This window comes from Streptomyces sp. NPDC001980 (assembly GCF_040296885.1).
In the GTDB taxonomy this organism is placed as follows: domain Bacteria; phylum Actinomycetota; class Actinomycetes; order Streptomycetales; family Streptomycetaceae; genus Streptomyces.
Map to the genome: position 1 here is coordinate 99,285 of NZ_JBEOYD010000011.1, position 16,845 is coordinate 116,129.

Sequence of the window (16,845 nt, forward strand, 5' to 3'; positions counted from 1 at the left end):
GTCCGGTACGGCTGCGTGGCGGTGGCGGTGCCGGTGTCGGTACGAGGTCAGTTTTGGCATGTACGTGCCATTCGCATGCCGTGAAGCAAGTGTCCTGCACCCCGTTCGGACAGCGAGGGAGTGTGGGACCGGTCGGTCCCGCGCCGCCTCCGTTTCTCGTCAAGAGGTGACACATGCTCCGAAGATTCCGACGACCCTCATTCTGGCTCGGCGGCACGGCCTCCGTCGCCGCCGGTGCGCTGCTCGTCGTTCCCGGCACCGACGGCCGGGCCGCCGCCACGGTCGGCGCCCGTGCCCGGCCGGCCGCCGCGACCGCCGGGGCCACGACACCGTTCGTGACCGTGGAGGCCGAGACCGGAACGCTCGGCGGCGGCGCGGCCGTCCGCTCCCTCAAGCCGGGAGCGACGGTGCCGTCCGTGGCCACCCTGGAGACCGAGGCCTCCGGGAACGCACTGGTCGAGCTGAAGAGCACCGGTGACGCGGTGACGCTGAAGAACAGTTCGGGGAAGGCGGCCAACACCCTGGTGGTGCGTGCGTCCATCCCCGACGCGGCGAACGGCGGCGGCATCGACGCGACGCTGAACCTGTACGTGAACGGCAGCTACCGACAGGCGATCACCCTGAGTTCCAGGCAGGCCTGGAACTACCGCGACGCGACCACCAACCCGGACGACCCGCACGCGGGCGGAATGCCGTACCGCTTCTACAACGAGTTCCCCGTCTGGGTCACCGGCGCCGCCATCCCGGCGGGCGCCACCGTCACCCTCCGCAAGGACTCCGCGAACACCGCCGCCGTCTACGACGTCGACTCCGTCGACCTGGAGAACGTCGCGGCCGCGCGGACCCGGCCGGCCGACTCGCTCTCCGTCGTGGACTACGGCGCGGACCCGAACTTCGGCACCGATTCGACGGCGGCCATCCAGAACACGGTCGACGCGGCCAGGACACAGGGCAAGTCGGTGTGGATCCCGCCGGGCAAGTACCTGACGAACAGTCTCTCCGGCACCACGCTGAACCTCACCGGTGTCACGGTGGAGGGCGCCGGCATGTGGTACACGACGATCTACCGCAAGCCGCCGCTGCCGGCCACTTGGCGGTCACAGATCCTGGTGGGCTCGGGCACCACGCTGCGGGACGTCCAGATCGACACCAACGCCGTCTGGCGGGGCGTCGGCGGCTCCGGCGGCGCGGACTACGGCATCAACGCCAGCGGCGCCGGCGGCTGGCTGGTCGAGCGGGTCTGGACCCGGCACACCGACGCCAACTGGCTCTCCGGCTCCAACGGCACCGTCAGGGACAGCCGGACCGCCGACTCCTACGGCGACGGCTTCAACATCAACAACAGCAACACGCCGAACCCGGACAAGCTCGGCTACCACATCACGGTCCAGAACAACTTCGCCCGGGGCACCGGCGACGACTCCTTCGCGACCTACTCCGACGCCGGCGCGAGCGGCACCAACGGCCAGGTCGACGGTGCGAAGATCATCGGCAACACCGCCGTCGCGCCCTGGTGGGCCAACGGCCTGCGGATCGCGGGCGGGCGCAACGTCGAGATGACGGACAACCTGGTGAACAGCGTGTCCTCCAACAGCGCCCTGGACATCGGGGTGTTCGGCGACACCGGCCACCCCCTGGAGTCGGCCACCGTCAGCGGCAACGTCCTGATCGGCGGCGGCGGTTGGAACGGAGTCCGGCACGGGGTGCGGATCAGCTCGCCGGCCGCCACCTCGCTGTATCCGGACGCCTACACGAACGTCACCCTGACCGGCAACACGATGCGTGGAGCCTTCCGGGCGGGTCTCTACATCGACCGCAAGAACGTCGACGTGACGCTGACGGGTAACACGATCGACGGTCCGGCCAACCAGGGGATCTGGATCACCTCGGGGGTGACCGGCACCGGGACCTTCTCCGGCAACACCATCCAGAACCTGAGGCCGGGCCAGGTCGCGACCCAGAACGACTCGGCGTCCACCTTCTCGATCACCGGCTGACCGGCGCCCGCGCGGACGCCGCGACCGTACGCACGGGCGACGCCCCGGCCGTGCGTACGGTCCGGCGCGGGCGGGCCCCCGAACAGGGTTCGTAAAACGTATTGACAAACCAGGGAGGCGTTCATAGGTTCACATCGCCCCCCGTCCGACCCGCCCTTTCAACACCGACCGCCGCCCGCAACCACGCGGCGCCGATGGGAGCGTGCGATGACCTTGACCACCGACATCCGGCGGGCGCCCGTCGTCCGCGGCGGTCGGGACGGGCATCAGCCCGTGACGATCGGCGACGGCTTCGCCACCACCTTCCCGCCCGACGACTTCGACGTGCCCGACGTACACACGGCGGCCGAAAGGGGACCGCTGTGGGCGAGCCCCTGAAGCCCACCGGGACGCCGGCCGCGGCATCGGCCTCGCCGATCTCGCCGAGGCCCTCGCGCAGGGGCGCCCGCACCGGGCGTCGGCCGAACTAGCCGCCCATGTCCTGGACGTCATGCTCACCCTCACGGACGCGGCGGACCAGGGCCGCGCCCTCCCGGTGACCAGCACCTGCGAACGCCCCGCGCCGCTCCACCGACCCTCACCCCGCAACAGGAGACCCCCTTCATGCACGACGACCGGAACCTGGTCGAGGCACGTCTGGAACGCGTCCTCAGGGAACGCATCCGTCCCGCCGTCCACCCCGTCACCACACCGCTGAGCGTGGAGATCTGGTCCACCCCGGACGAACCCGTCCCGGTGGCCGAGGGGCTGGCCGCCCCGACCCGCCCCATCGCCCCGGGCACCCCGTGGGGCACGCCGTGGGGAACCAGTTGGTTCAAGGTCACCGGCACCGTCCCCGCCGAGTGGGCCGGCCGTACCGTCGAGGCCGTCCTCGACCTCGGCTTCACCCCGCGCACCCCGGGTTTCCAGTGCGAGGGCCTCGTCCACCTGCCCGACGGCACCCCGGTGAAGGGCCTGCACCCCCGCAACGCGTACGTCCGCGTCGGCTCGCCGGTGGCCGGCGGGGAGCAGGTCCACTGGCGCATCGAGGCCGCCTCCAACCCCGACCTCGACGCGAGCGGCGTGCCGTTCCGGCCCACCCCGATGGGCGACCGGGCGACCGCAGGCGACGCGCCGCAGTACGTGCTGGGCGAGATGCGGCTGGCCGTCTTCGACGAGACCGTGTGGAACCTGGTCATGGACCTGGAGGTCCTCGGCGAGCTCATGGCGGAGCTGCCCGTCGACGGGGCACGCCGCTGGGAGATCCTGCGCGCGGTCGGCCGGGCGCTCGACGCCGTCGACCTCCAGGACGTGAACGGCACGGCCGCCCGGGCCCGTTCGTGTCTCGCCGAGGTCCTCGCCGCCCCCGCCGCCCCGGCCGCGCACCGCATCAGCGCCGTCGGGCACGCGCACATCGACTCGGCGTGGCTGTGGCCGCTGCGCGAGACGGTCCGCAAGGTGGCCCGTACGGCGTCCAACATGACGGCCCTCCTGGCGGAGGAGCCCGAGTTCGTCTTCACCATGTCCCAGGCCCAGCAGTTCGCCTGGATCAAGGAGCACCGGCCCGAGGTGTGGGCGAAGGTGAAGAAGGCGGTCGCGGACGGGCGGTTCGTGCCGGCCGGCGGGATGTGGGTCGAGTCGGACACCAACATGCCGGGTTCGGAGGCGATGGCCCGTCAGTTCGTGCACGGCAAGCGGTTCTTCCTCGACGAGTTCGGCATCGAGAACGACGAGGCGTGGCTGCCCGACACCTTCGGCTTCGCGGCGGGCCTGCCGCAGATCATCAGGGCGGCGGGCTCGACCCGCCTCCTCACCCAGAAGATCTCGTGGAGCCGGACCAACAGCTTCCCGCACCACACCTTCCAGTGGGAGGGCATCGACGGCACCCGCATCTTCACCCACTTCCCGCCCGTCGACTCCTACAACTGCGAGATGACGGGACGTCAGATCGCGCACGCGGCGCGCAACTTCAAGGAGAAGGGCGTCGCCACCCGCTCCCTCGCGCCGACCGGTTACGGCGACGGAGGCGGCGGCACCACCCGGGAGATGGTCGCCAAGGCGGCCCGGCTGCGCAGCCTGGAGGGCTCGGCCACCGTCGAGTGGGAGGCGCCCGCCGACTTCTTCGCCAAGGCCGAGGCCGAATACCCCGACCCGCCCGTCTGGGTCGGCGAGCTCTACCTCGAACTGCACCGCGCCACCCTCACCAGCCAGGCGCAGACCAAGCGCGGCAACCGGCGCAGCGAACACCTGCTGCGCGAGGCCGAGCTGTGGGCCGCGACGGCCGCGGTACGGACCGGGTTCCCCTACCCCTACGAGCAGTTGGACCGGATCTGGAAGACGGTCCTGCTCCACCAGTTCCACGACATCCTGCCCGGCTCGTCCATCGCCTGGGTGCACCGCGAGGCCCGCGAGACCTACGCACGGCTGGCCGGGGAACTGGAGGACGTGATCGGCGCGGCGCAGCGGGCCCTGGCGGGGGAGGGGACCCGGGAGCTGGTCTTCAACTCCGCTCCGCACGCCCGCCGCGGAGTCCCGGCCGGGAGCGCCTCGGCGCAGGCCGTCCGGGGCGGTACCGCGACCCCCGTCCCGCGCGAGGGCGGCGGCTACGTGCTCGACAACCACCTGCTGCGGGTCGAGATCGACGGCCGGGGACTGGTGGTCTCGGCGTACGACAGGGCCGCGGACCGGGAGGCGATCGCACCCGGACAGGCCGCCAACCTGCTCCAGCTGCACCCCGACTTCCCCAACCAGTGGGACGCGTGGGACGTGGACGCCTTCTACCGCAACGTCGGCAGCGACCTCACCGAAGTGACCGCACTGGAGGTCCAGGGCGGTGCGGTGCGCGTCGAGCGGGTCTTCGGCGGCTCCCGCGTCACCCAGCTGCTGTCGGTCCCCGCGGACGCCAAACGCCTCGACATCGACACCGAGGTGGACTGGCACGAGACCGAGCGCTTCCTGAAGCTCGCCTTCCCGCTCGACGTCAAGGCCGACCGGTACGCCTCCGAGACCCAGTTCGGGCACGTCCACCGGCCCACCCACCAGAACACCAGCTGGGAATGGGCCAAGTTCGAGGCCTGCAACCACCGCTTCGTGCACCTCGACGAACCGGGCTGGGGCGTCGCCGTCGTCAACGACGCGACCTACGGTCACGACGTGACCCGCGCCGTACGCACCGACGGGGGCACGACCACCACCGTACGGGCGTCACTGCTGCGCGCGCCCCGCTACCCGGACCCGGAGACCGACCAGGGAGTGCACCGCTTCCACCACGCCCTGGTGCCCGGCGCGACCGTCGGCGACGCCGTCCGTGAGGGCTACCGGGCCAACCTCCCCGAGCGCCGGGTCACCGGAGCCGCCGCCGAGGTGACGCCGCTGGTGACCGTGGACAACGAGGCCGTCGTCGTCAGCGCTGTGAAGCTGGCCGACGACCGCAGCGGCGACCTCGTGGTCCGGCTGTACGAAGCGCACGGAGGCCGGGCCCGCGCCACCGTCCGCAGCAGCGGCTTCGCGGCGGACCGGGCCGTCCGCACGGACCTGCTGGAGCGCCCGCTCACGGACACCGAGCCGCCCGCCACGGCGGACGGCGCGGTCGTCCTCGCCCTGCGGCCGTTCCAGCTGGTGACGCTGCGGCTGCCGCGCGCGTGACCTGACGGTGCGGCACTGGGCCCGGCGCGTCCGCCGGGCCCGGTGCCGCATCCGTATCCGCTTCCGTTTCCGTACGGACCGAAAGAGGACCCAGCACCATGACAGTCCCCCCGTCCGACCGGCCCACGGCCGTGTCCGTCATGGACCCCGTCGTCGCCGGCCAGGTGCTCCCCGCGGAGCTGCGTGACCGGCTCGCCGGGCACGTCCGGCTCGCCCCCGGCCCGGTGGGGGCGGTGTTCCCCGCCGCGTTCGCCGAGGCGGAGGTGCTGATCAGCGGCTGGGGCTGCCCGCGCCTGACCGCGGACGTACTGGCGAAGGCACCCCGGCTGCGGGCCGTGGTGCACGCCGCCGGCACCGTCAAGGGGCTGGTGACCGACGCGGTCTGGGAGCGCGGCATCGTGGTGTCGTCGGCGGCCGACGCCAACGCCGGTCCCGTCGCCGCCTACACCCTGGCCCTTGTCACGCTCGCCGCCCGGCGCACGCTGACCATGGCGGCCGGCTACGGCGCCGGGTGGCCGGCCTTCGAGAGCCGTACCGGCGCCGACGGCAGCACGGTGGGCATCGTCGGCGCCTCCCGCATCGGGCGCGCGGTGCTGGCCGGGCTGCGCCGGTCCGACGCGGGCCACCGGCTGCTGCTGAGCGACCCGTACGTCACCGACGAACAGGCGCGCCGGCTGGGCGCGGAGCGGGTCGGACTGGCCGAACTGTGCCGCCGCTCGGCGGTGGTGAGCGTGCACGCGCCGCTGCTGCCGGAGACGACCGGTCTGCTGGACGCCGGGATGCTCGGCCTGATCCCGGACGGCGGCGTGCTCGTCAACACGGCCCGCGGCGCCATCGTCGACACGGAGGCGCTGACCCGCGAGTGCGCGTCCGGCCGGCTGGAGGCGTACCTCGACGTGACGGACCCCGAACCGCTGCCGCCGGGCCACCCCCTGCTGTCCCTGCCCAACGTGCTGGTCACCCCGCACATCGCCGGCGCCCAGGGCAGCGAGGTGGGCCGGCTGGGCCGGTACGCGGTCGCGGAGGTCGAGCGCTGGGCGGCCGGCGAGCCACTGCTCGGGGAGGTGACCCGGGAGGCGCTGCACCGACTGGCCTGACCGGGCCGTTCCGAGCGTGGCCGCCGTGACGCTCTCAGTCCTCCGCCACCCGGACGATCGTCCGGCCGGGCGTGCGCTTGTCCGGGGTGAACGCGGCGATCGCCTCGGCCAGCGGCAGGACCGCGCCGACGATCGGCGCGAGGCGCCCGTCCCGCACCCGTGCGGCGAGGTCGGCGAGGCGTGCGCGGTCGGGTTCGACGACGAAGAAGACCGCCCGCCCGTCCGCGGGGTGCACGGTGACCGGACGGGCGATGGTGACCAGCGTGCCGCCGGGGCGGACCAGCGCCGTGGAGCGGTCGAGGATCTCGCCGCCGATCACGTCGAACACCACGTCGACCTCGCCGATGTCCTCCAGCCGCTCGGCCTGGAGGTCCACGAAGGTGTCCACGCCCAGGTCGCCGGCGAGGTCGCGGTCGGCCGCCCGGCCGGTGCCGATCACCCGCGCGCCCGCCTCCCGGGCCAGCTGTACGGCGACCGAGCCGACACCGCCCGCGGCACCGTGGATCAGCACGGTCTGCCCGGTGGTCAGGCGGCCGTGGTCGAACAGCCCCTGCCAGGCGGTGAGCCCGGAGACCGGCAGGGCGGCGGCCGTGACGTGGTCGACGTCGGCCGGGAGCGGGGCGAGGTTGCGGGCCTCGACGGCGGTGTACTCGGCGAGTGTGCCGTCGCGGGCCCAGTCGGCGAGCCCGAACACCCGCTGGCCGACGGTCAGTCCGGTGGTCCCGTAGCCCAGCGCGGTGACCACGCCGGACAGCTCGTGACCGGGCACGCTCGGCGTGCGGTCGCGGCCGGCCCGGTCGGTCCAGGTGGCGGGCCAGGTCAGCTCGCCGGGCGTGAACCCGGCGGCGTGCACGCGCACGATCACGTCGTTCTCGGCGGCGTGCGGATGCGGCAGCTCGGTGAGGGCCAGGCCGCCGACTCCGGCGTCGCGGTCCTTGACGGTGATGGCTCGCATGAGGGGTTCCTCTGGGGAGGTGGGGGGAGTCGGGGCGACGGACAAGCCACGCCCGTCGTGACCCATCTCAGCGCCTGGCGCCCGGCCCTGCCACCGCAGACGGCGGCGGGCCGGGGTGAGCGGCGGGCGCTGCTGTCGTCACGCTCTCGACTCTATGCCGGAACCGGCCCGGAACCCTGGGCCACTTTCCGCCCTGCGGCGCGGGCCACTTCGCCCCACGTTCCGCGCGCCCCGCGCACCGGCGGTCATCCCGCCGGCCGCCCCCGCTCCTCCCGTAAGCCGCAAGCCCGCCCACGAATTTACCCGCCGGAAGCATTGACGTTAGCCCATCGATTGGATTTACATACTCGTGCCGGTCCGGGGTGGCCGGAACACGCCCGTCTCACGTCTCTCGGCGAAAGGGCTCCCTCGTCATGACAACTCTGCACCAACCGGTCGCTCGTCCGGCCGAGGAGGGCGGGCCACCGGGCAGGGACCGCCCGAGGCCGAGGCGACCGGGACGCCGCCGCGACCTGAGCCTGTTCTGGTTCGTGATACCGGGTCTCGTGGTCCTGCTGCTGTTCCACTACATCCCGCTGCTCGGCAACATCATCGCGTTCCAGGACTACCAGCCGTACATCGGCATCATGCACAGCCCGTGGAGCGGGCTGAAGAACTTCGACGTGCTGTTCAACGGTGACGAGCAGTTCCTGCACGCGCTGGTCAACACCCTCGAACTCACCCTGATCCAGGTCGTGTTCGTCTTCCCCGCGCCGATCCTCCTGGCGCTCGCCCTCAACAGCCTGGTCAGCGAACGCGTCAAGAAGTGGGTGCAGAACGTCCTGTACCTGCCGCACTTCCTGTCCTGGGTGGTCGTCGTCTCCCTGTTCCAGCAACTGCTGGGCGGCAGCGGCATGCTCAACCTGTTCCTCCAGGCCCACTCCATGGGCACCTGGAACATCATCGGCAACCCCGACCTGTTCAAGACGCTGCTCACCTCCCAGGTCATCTGGAAGGACACCGGCTGGGGCACGATCCTCTTCCTCGCCGCCCTCTCCCGGGTCGACAACAACCTCTACGAGGCGGCCGCCATGGACGGCGCCAGCCGTTTTCGGCAGACCTGGCACGTCACCCTGCCGGCCCTGCGCGGCCTGGTGATCCTGCTGCTGATCCTCCGGCTCGGCGACGCGCTGTCCGTCGGCTTCGAGCAGATCCTGCTCCAGCAGACCGGCGTCGGCCTGGACAACAGCGAGGTGCTGGACACCTACGTCTACAACCACGGCCTGATCGCCGGCGACTGGGGGGTCAGCGCCGCCGTCGGACTGGTCAAGGGCCTGGTCGGCGTGGTGCTCGTGCTGGGCGCCAACAAGATCGCCCACCTGTTCGGGGAAGAAGGTGTCTACCGGTCATGACAACGCTGTCGCCGACCCGTCCCGTGCGCCGCGGACCGCGCCGCGCCTACAGCGCCATCCCGGGGGAGACCCCGGGCACCCTGCCCTGGCGCACCGCCAAGTCGCTGATCCTGCTGATCTGCGTGGTCCTGGTGGTCCTGCCGTTCGTGGCGATCGTCTCGACCTCGCTCGCGGACTCCGCCCAGGTCACCAAGGCGGGCGGCTACGTCCTGTGGCCCCACCACCCCACCGTCCTCGCCTACAGGGCGCTGCTCAACGGCGGGATCGTCTCCAAGGCCATGCTCGTCAGCGTCGGCGTCACCGTCGTCGGCACGGCCCTCAGCCTGGTCTCGTCCATCATGCTGGCGTACGGCCTCAGCCGCCCCGGGTCCTTCGGGCACAAGCCCGTGCTGCTCCTGCTGCTCCTGTCGATGCTGTTCGTGCCGGGTGTCATCCCCAGCTACCTGATGGTCAAGCAGCTCGGGCTGATCAACAGCTACTGGTCGCTGATCCTGCCCTCCATGATCAACGCGTTCAACGTGATCGTGCTGCGCTCCTTCTTCATGAGCCTGCCCGGCGAACTCATCGACGCGGCCCGCATCGACGGCGCCTCCGAGTGGAAGATCCTCACCAGGCTGGTCCTGCCGCTGTCCAAGGCGTCCGTCGCCGTCATCGGCCTGTTCTACGCGGTGACGTACTGGAACGCCTTCTTCAACGCCCTGCTGTACATGAACGACGCCTCGAAGTGGCCCATGCAGATGGTGCTGCGCACCTACGTCGTCAACAACGCGGCGCTCAGCGGCGGTCAGGTGGACGTCGCGGCCGGCGCGCCGCTGCCGCCGACCCAGTCGCTGCAGGCGGCGATCCTGGTTCTGTCGATCGTGCCCATCGTGGTCATCTACCCCTTCCTGCAGCGGCACATGAACAAGGGCGTGATGGTCGGGGCGGTGAAGGGATGAACACCCCCGTGAACACGCCCGTGAACACCCCCAGGAACCGCGGATCCCTGAGCCGGCGTGGATTTCTCGCCTCCGCCGCCGGTGTCACGGCGGGGCTGACCCTGGCCGGCTGCGGGGACTACCGCCCGGCCACCGCCCGGGAGGCCAACGCCCAGGCCCGGCTGCCGACCTACCTTCCGTTCAAGGGCGTGGCGACGTCCATGCCGGCCACCGCCGACGGCGTCGCACCCGGCTACCTGAACTATCCGGCCGACCCCGTCAGGGCCTTCCCGGACGGGCCGCCCGCCAAGGGCCCCGCCATCGACATCATGACGCTGATCTTCAACCCGGTACCGCCGCCCGAGGGGCGCAACGTCCTGTGGCAGAACCTGAACAGAAGCGTCGGCTGCGACCTCAACTTCGGGATCACCCCGGTCGGCGACTACCCGGCCAAGTTCGCCGTGACCATCGCGGCCGGCGACCTGCCCGACGCGATGCTGATGCTACGGCCGGACCAGAACTCCGCGGCCACCCCGGACATGCTGGACACCCTCTTCGAGGACCTCACCCCGCACCTGTCCGGCGACAGCATCCGCGACTACCCCTACCTCGCCAACATCCCCACCGCCTCCTGGGCGCCCTGCGTGCGCAACGGCGGCATCTACGCGCTGCCGATGCCCCGCCCGCTCTCCGGCGGCCCCACCTACACCCGGCTCGACCTGATCAGGAAGCGCGGGCTCGACCCGAACCCGAAGAACTGGACCGAGTTCGTCCAGCTGTGCAAGGACGTCACGGACCCGAAGCGCAACCAGTACGCCCTGGGCGACAGCATCACCGCCTGGAACCTCGTCATGCAGATGCTGAAGGCCCCCAACAACTGGCGTGAGGAGAACGGCAGGTTCACCTGGTACTACGAGACCGACGAGGCCAAGCAGGCGCTGGACGCCGTCCGCCGGCTCACCAAGGCCGGGTACATGCATCCCGACTCGTACAGCGTGCTCAACAAGGCCAAGGACTGGTTCGGCGGCGGACAGACCGTCATGAACCCCGACGCGCCCGCCGCGTGGAACGACTACTACACCAACTACGCCCCGGCCACGGGGGGCTTCGAGCTCGGCTACATGATGGCGCCCGGCTACGACGGCGGCGCGGGCGGTCAGTGGCAGGGCTCCGCCAACTACGCCACGCTCATCGTCAAGAAGGCGCCCAAGTCCCGTATCCAGCAGATCCTGCGCGCCATGAACGCCCTCGCGGCCCCCTTCGGCACGGACGCCTACCTGCTGCGCAAGTACGGGGTCCGCGGCCCGGACCACACCCTGAAGGGCACCGACCCGGTCCTCACCCCGCAGGGCCAGGCCGAGGCCACCCTGCCCACCATCTTCGCGACGGACGCGCCGTTCACGCTGTACTACCCGGCCAGGCCGGACATCGTGCACGAGCAGTACGCCTTCCAGAAGGAAGCCGTCGAGGTGCTGATCCCCAACCCCGCCGAGCCGCTGTACTCGCCGACGGACTCCAAGAAGTCCAAGCTGTTCGGCACGCTCCTGGACGACACCCGCAAGGGCATCATGCAGGGCCGGCTCCCGCTCAAGGCGTGGGACGACGCGATGAAGAACTGGCGCACGGAGGCCGGCGATCAGATCCGCGCCGAGTTCGAACAGGCATGGGAGACCCGGAACTCATGAACCGCACACCAGCCGAGGACCGCGCCCACTGGGAGTCGACCGCGGACCGGATGCTGCTCGCCGTCCGGCCGTACGCCACCGAGGACCACGCGCTGGTCCGGCTCCCCGGAGTGCCCAGCGCCAACGGCACGCTCAGCGACGGCCTGGAGGGGTTCGCCCGTACGTTCCTGCTGGCCGGTCTCCGGCTGGCGGGGGCGGGCGGGGCCGACCCGCACGACCTGGCCGGCTGGTACGCGGCCGGCCTGGCCGCCGGCACCGACCCGGACCACCCGGACCGCTGGCCCACCTTCGCCGAGCGCAACCAGGCCAAGGTCGAGGCCGCCTCCATCGCCCTCGCCCTGCACGAGACCCGGCCCTGGATCTGGGACCGCCTCGACGACCGGGTCAGACAGCGGATCCTCGACTGGCTCGCCCCGATGGTCGGCGACGCCATGCCCGGCAACAACTGGATCTGGTTCCAGGGCGTCACCGAGGCCTTCGCCCGCACGGTCGGCGGAGAGTGGCGCCGGCAGGACCTGGACCGGGTCATCGCGCTCACCGACGGCTGGTACGCGGGCGACGGCTGGTACTCCGACGGCCTCACGGGCGGCGAGCGGCGCAACTTCGACCACTACAACGGCTGGGCCATGCACCTCTACCCGCTGTGGTTCTGCCGCATCCTCGGCGCCGCCGCGCCCGCCGGACTCCTCGACCGCTACCGGGCCCGGCTGCACCGCTTCCTGGAAGACCAGCGCCTGCTGATCGGCGCCAACGGCTCGCCGCTGATCCAGGGCCGCTCGCTCACCTACCGGCACGCGGCGCTCGCCCCGCTGTGGACCGGCGCCCTGTTCGACGCCACCCCGCTGGCGCCGGGGGAGACCCGGGCCCTCGCCAACCGCATGCTCGACCACTTCGGCACCGACGCCGACGGCCTGCTCACCCTCGGCTGGCGACGCCCGTTCCGCGGCATCCTCCAGGTGTACTCCGGCCCCGCCTCCCCGTACTGGGCGGCGAAGGGCTTCATCGGTCTGCTGCTGCCGCCCGACCACCCGGTGTGGACCGAGCCGGAGCACCAACTCGCCGTGGAACAAGGGGACTTCACGCGCCCCCTGGCCGCCCCCGGCTGGCTGGTCTCCGGTACCGCCGCCGACGGTGTCGTACGCGTCGTCAACCACGGCGGCGACCACGCCGACCCGTCCCGCCCGCACGCGGACGACCCCTGCTACGCGCGGTTCGCCTACTCGACGCACACCGCGCCCGAGACCCCCGGTGACCCCACCGTCCCCGGCGGGAGCGCGGCCGCCGACCCGCTCGACAACGCGGTCGTGCTGCTGGACGCCGCGGGCCGCGCCTCGCACCGGCGCCCGGCGACCAGGGTGTCCCTCGACGGAGCCACGGCCGTCTCCCGCTCCCGCGCGCACTGGCCCGTGGACGCGACCTGGGACCCGTTCGGCGGCCCCGACACCCGCTACACCCCGGGACCCTGGATCACCGTGGGGTCCGCGCTGCGCGGTCCGGTCGAGGTACGGGCCGTACGCGTCGACGGCGACCCCGGCGACGGGCACGTGCTGCGCGTCGGCGGTTGGGCCCTGGCCGGCCGGGCGGACGGCGGCCCCACCAGGAGCACCGGCGACGACCACGGCGCGGCCGCCGAGGCCGTCGGCGCCGCCGCCCGGGTCGCCGGCGACGACGGGCTGGTCTCGCTCGTCGTGGGCGAACGGGGCCTGCCGCGGGCCGCCGTGGCCGTCGGCGTCGACAGCAACGCGCTCGGCTCCCCGTCCGCCACCCCCTTCGCGGAGACCGCGGGGCCCGTCGCCCACGGCACCCTGCACATCGCCCTGATCCACCTCGGCGGCACCGACCCCACCGCCCTGCCCCAGGTCACCGCCCGCGCCGAGGGCACCACCCTGCTCGCGGACGTGATCTGGCCGGACGGCACCCGGGACACCCTCCGGCTGCCCCACCCCGAGCACGACGTACGGAAGGACCAGCACCGTGCATGACGACCGCCGGATCACCGAGACCCGAATCCGCAAACTGCTGGACCGGGTCGTCCGCCCCGCCCTCTACAGCGCCGTACGCCCCTTCGAGCTGAGCGCCTGGTTCGTGGACGGCGAACCGGTCCCCGTCGCCGACGCGCTGCGCGCCGACTACGCACCCTTCACGCTCGGCTCCGCCTGGGGCGGCCCCTGGGCGACGACCTGGCTGCGGGCGAGCGCGGAGATCCCCGCGGAGTGGGCGGGCCGGCGCGTCGAGGCCGTCTTCGACCTGGACTTCGACCTGACCAAGGGACCCGGCGGTCAGGCGGAGGGCCTGGTCCACGACGCCCAGGGGGCGCCGATCCAGGGCCTGCACCCGTACAACCGGACCGTGCTCCTGGCCGGCTCCGCCACCGGCGGCGACCGGGTCGATCTGCTGGTCGAACTGGCCGCCAACCCGCCGATCGTCGCCAGCGCGAGCGTGGGCGTCCACTACGGCTCGCCCGACACCGCGGGCACCGCACCCCTCTACCGGCTCGTCCAGGCCGAGATCGCGGTGCGCGAGGACGAGGTGTGGCACCTCGTCCACGACATCGAGGTCCTCGACGAGCTGATGCACGAACTGCCGGCCGGATCCAGCCGGCGGCACGAGATCCTGCACGCGCTGCGCCGGGCCGCCGACGCCGTCGACCCGGCGGACGTGGCGAGGACGGCAGCCGCGGCCCGGGAGCGGCTGGCCGAGGTGCTGTCCCGGCCCGCGCACGCCTCCGCGCACACCGTCGCCGCCGTCGGTCACGCCCACATCGACTCGGCGTGGCTGTGGCCGGTGCGCGAGACCGTGCGCAAGTGCGCCCGCACCTTCACCAACATGACCACGCTCGCGCAGGAGTACCCCGAGCTGGTCTTCGCCTGCTCCTCGGCGCAGCAGTACGCGTGGATGAAGGAGCAGCGCCCGGAGATCTTCGCCCGGATGAAGAAGGCCGCGGCCGACGGGAACTGGGTGCCGGTCGGCGGCATGTGGGTGGAGGCGGACGGCAATCTGCCCGGCGGCGAGGCACTCGCCCGCCAACTCGTGTACGGGCGGCGCTTCTTCGCGGAGGAGTTCGGCGTCGAGCAGAACGGCGTGTGGCTGCCCGACTCCTTCGGTTACACCGCCGCCTATCCGCAGCTCGCCAGGCTCGCCGGAGCCCGGTGGTTCCTCACCCAGAAGCTCTCCTGGAACGAGACGAACAGGCTGCCGCACCACACCTTCGCCTGGGAGGGCATCGACGGCACCCGGATCTTCACCCACTTCCCGCCCGTGGACAGCTACGTCGCCTCCCTCACGGCGGGCGAACTCGCCCACGCCGAACGCAACTTCGCCGACAAGGGGGTGGCCACCCGGTCGCTGGCCCCGTTCGGCCACGGCGACGGCGGGGGCGGTCCCACCCGCTCGATGCTGGAGAAGGCCCGCCGGCTGCGCGACCTGGAAGGCTCCCCGAAGGTCGTCATCGAGTCGCCGGACACGTTCTTCGACGCGGCCCGCGCCGAGTACAAGGACCAGCTTCCCGTGTGGCGCGGCGAGTTGTACCTGGAGAACCATCGCGGCACCTACACCAGCCAGGCCCGCACCAAGCGCGGCAACCGCCGCAGCGAGGCGCTGCTGCGCGAGGCCGAGCTGTGGGCCGCCACCGCCGCCGTCCGGGCCGGGGCGCCGTACCCGTACGAGCGGCTGGAGTCGCTGTGGCGGCGGGTGCTGCTCAACCAGTTCCACGACATCCTCCCCGGCTCCTCCATCGCCTGGGTGCACCGGCAGGCGGAACGGGAGTACGCGGAGATCCACGCGGAGCTGGAGACGCTGATCGCCGAGGCCGTGGCCTTCCTGCCCGGCCCGCCGGCCCTCCTCAACGCCGGGCCGTACCCGCGCCGCGAGGTCGCCGTGGTCCCCGAATTCCCCGGTGGCCAGCGGCTGTCGGACGGCCGTACCGCCGTCCTCGCCGAGGCCGGCGCGCTCGCCTCCGGCTCCACGGTCGACGAGCACCACGGATCGGTCACCGCCACCGCGCGCGACGGCGGCTTCGTCCTCGGCAACGGGGTGCTGACCGTCGTCGTCGACAGCCGTGGCCTCCTCACCTCGGTGTACGACCAGGCGGCGCGGCGCGAGGCGATCGCCCCCGGAGCCGCCGGCAACCTCCTCCAGCTCCACCCGGACGACCCCAACCTGTGGTCGGCGTGGAACCTCGACCCCTACTACCGGGACACCGTGCGCGACCTGGACGAGGCCGAGTCGGTGACACTCGTGGACGCGGGGCCGCTGCTCGCGTCGGTCCGGGTCGAGCGCGCGCACGGCTCCTCGCGGTTCGTGCAGCACATCGAGGTGGCCGCCGAGAGCCGTCAGGTGACCGTCCGCAACGACATCGACTGGCAGGAGCGGGACACCGTGCTCAAGGCGGCCTGGCCGCTGGACGTGCACGCGGACCAGGAGAGCGCCGAGATCCAGTTCGGGCACGTCCGGCGGCCCACCCACGAGAACACCAGCTGGGACGCGGCCCGCTTCGAACTGTGGGCGCACCGCTGGGTGCACGTGGGCGAACGACACTGGGGCGCCGCCCTGCTCACCGACTCCACGTACGGGCACGACGTCCGCCGCGACACCCGCGACGACGGGGGTACGACCACCACCCTCCGGCTCTCCCTCCTGCGGGCCCCGCACAGCCCCGACCCGCAGGCCGACCGCGGCCGGCACAGCTTCGGCTACGCGCTGCTCACCGGCGCCGGCGCCGGCGTCGAGGAGGCCGTGGCCGGCGGCTACGCCCTGAACCTGCCGCTGCGGCCCGCGCCGGCCGCGGCCCGGGCGCTGGTCGCCCTGGACACCACCGATGTCGTGGTGGAGTCGGTCAAGCTCGCCGACGACCGCAGCGGCGACGTCGTCGTGCGCCTGTACGAGGCCTGCGGGGGAGCGGTCCGGGCCCGCCTCACGGCGGGCTTCGCGACCGCCGCCGTCCACGACTGCGACCTGCTGGAGCGGCCGGAACAGGAACTGCCCCAGGTCTCCGGCGAAGCCGCCGTCGACCTCGGGTTCCGGCCGTTCCAGATCCGGACCCTGCGGCTGCGCCCGGCCGGCGGATCCCCGACAGGAGTCTGACGTGTACGCGCACAGAGCATTCGTGTCCGCGGGGCCGTGCCCTAACATTCCACCAACCGAATGCGTCGGAGGGGCGGGCGCGGGGCGCCGCCGGCCG

The 16,845-nt window shown here is 72.4% G+C and carries 10 protein-coding genes; 9 read left to right on the top strand and 1 reads right to left on the bottom strand.

Features of this window, described 5'->3' with window-relative positions; all coding sequences use genetic code 11:
* Nucleotides 1-173 precede the first annotated feature (173 nt).
* From ABT137_RS19075 to ABT137_RS19090, 4 genes are all read left to right on the top strand, one after another.
* The gene (locus tag ABT137_RS19075) at nucleotides 174-1,997 is read left to right on the top strand and encodes a glycosyl hydrolase family 28-related protein (RefSeq protein ID WP_351710230.1); all 1,824 of its coding nucleotides are present in this window, start codon (nucleotides 174-176) and stop codon (nucleotides 1,995-1,997) included.
* A 207-nt stretch (nucleotides 1,998-2,204) separates the two neighbouring features.
* The gene (locus ABT137_RS19080) at nucleotides 2,205-2,375 is read left to right on the top strand and encodes a hypothetical protein (RefSeq protein ID WP_351710233.1); all 171 of its coding nucleotides are present in this window, start codon (nucleotides 2,205-2,207) and stop codon (nucleotides 2,373-2,375) included.
* A gap of 225 nt (nucleotides 2,376-2,600) precedes the next feature.
* The gene (locus ABT137_RS19085; protein WP_351710236.1) at nucleotides 2,601-5,621 is read left to right on the top strand and encodes an alpha-mannosidase; all 3,021 of its coding nucleotides are present in this window, start codon (nucleotides 2,601-2,603) and stop codon (nucleotides 5,619-5,621) included.
* Between the two features lie 98 nt (nucleotides 5,622-5,719).
* Nucleotides 5,720-6,718, top strand: a complete 999-nt coding sequence (locus ABT137_RS19090) for a hydroxyacid dehydrogenase (protein WP_351710238.1) — start codon at nucleotides 5,720-5,722, stop codon at nucleotides 6,716-6,718.
* A gap of 34 nt (nucleotides 6,719-6,752) precedes the next feature.
* Here the strand turns inward: ABT137_RS19090 and ABT137_RS19095 are convergent, their stop codons facing one another.
* Nucleotides 6,753-7,673: an NADP-dependent oxidoreductase gene (locus tag ABT137_RS19095; protein ID WP_351710240.1), complete on the bottom strand. Its 921-nt coding sequence runs from the start codon at nucleotides 7,671-7,673 to the stop codon at nucleotides 6,753-6,755.
* A 413-nt stretch (nucleotides 7,674-8,086) separates the two neighbouring features.
* Here ABT137_RS19095 and ABT137_RS19100 point away from each other — a divergent pair, with 413 nt between their 5' ends.
* The 5 genes from ABT137_RS19100 to ABT137_RS19120 are packed head-to-tail and all read left to right on the top strand — an operon-like array spanning nucleotide 8,087 to nucleotide 16,748.
* Complete coding sequence (locus tag ABT137_RS19100) at nucleotides 8,087-9,064, top strand: ABC transporter permease (protein ID WP_351710243.1); 978 nt, start codon at nucleotides 8,087-8,089, stop codon at nucleotides 9,062-9,064.
* Nucleotides 9,061-10,002 (top strand): carbohydrate ABC transporter permease, encoded by a 942-nt coding sequence (locus tag ABT137_RS19105; protein WP_351710246.1) that lies wholly within the window; start codon nucleotides 9,061-9,063, stop codon nucleotides 10,000-10,002. The genes ABT137_RS19100 and ABT137_RS19105 overlap by 4 nt, the downstream gene beginning before the upstream one ends.
* An 8-nt stretch (nucleotides 10,003-10,010) precedes the next feature.
* Entirely contained in the window at nucleotides 10,011-11,666 is a 1,656-nt protein-coding gene (locus ABT137_RS19110; protein WP_351710249.1) for a type 2 periplasmic-binding domain-containing protein, read from the top strand.
* A complete protein-coding gene (locus ABT137_RS19115) occupies nucleotides 11,663-13,648 on the top strand; it encodes a DUF2264 domain-containing protein (protein WP_351710252.1) in 1,986 nt (661 codons plus the stop codon). Before ABT137_RS19110 ends, ABT137_RS19115 begins: the two co-directional genes overlap by 4 nt.
* Complete coding sequence (locus ABT137_RS19120) at nucleotides 13,641-16,748, top strand: alpha-mannosidase (protein ID WP_351710255.1); 3,108 nt, start codon at nucleotides 13,641-13,643, stop codon at nucleotides 16,746-16,748. The genes ABT137_RS19115 and ABT137_RS19120 overlap by 8 nt, the downstream gene beginning before the upstream one ends.
* Nucleotides 16,749-16,845: the final 97 nt, after the last annotated feature.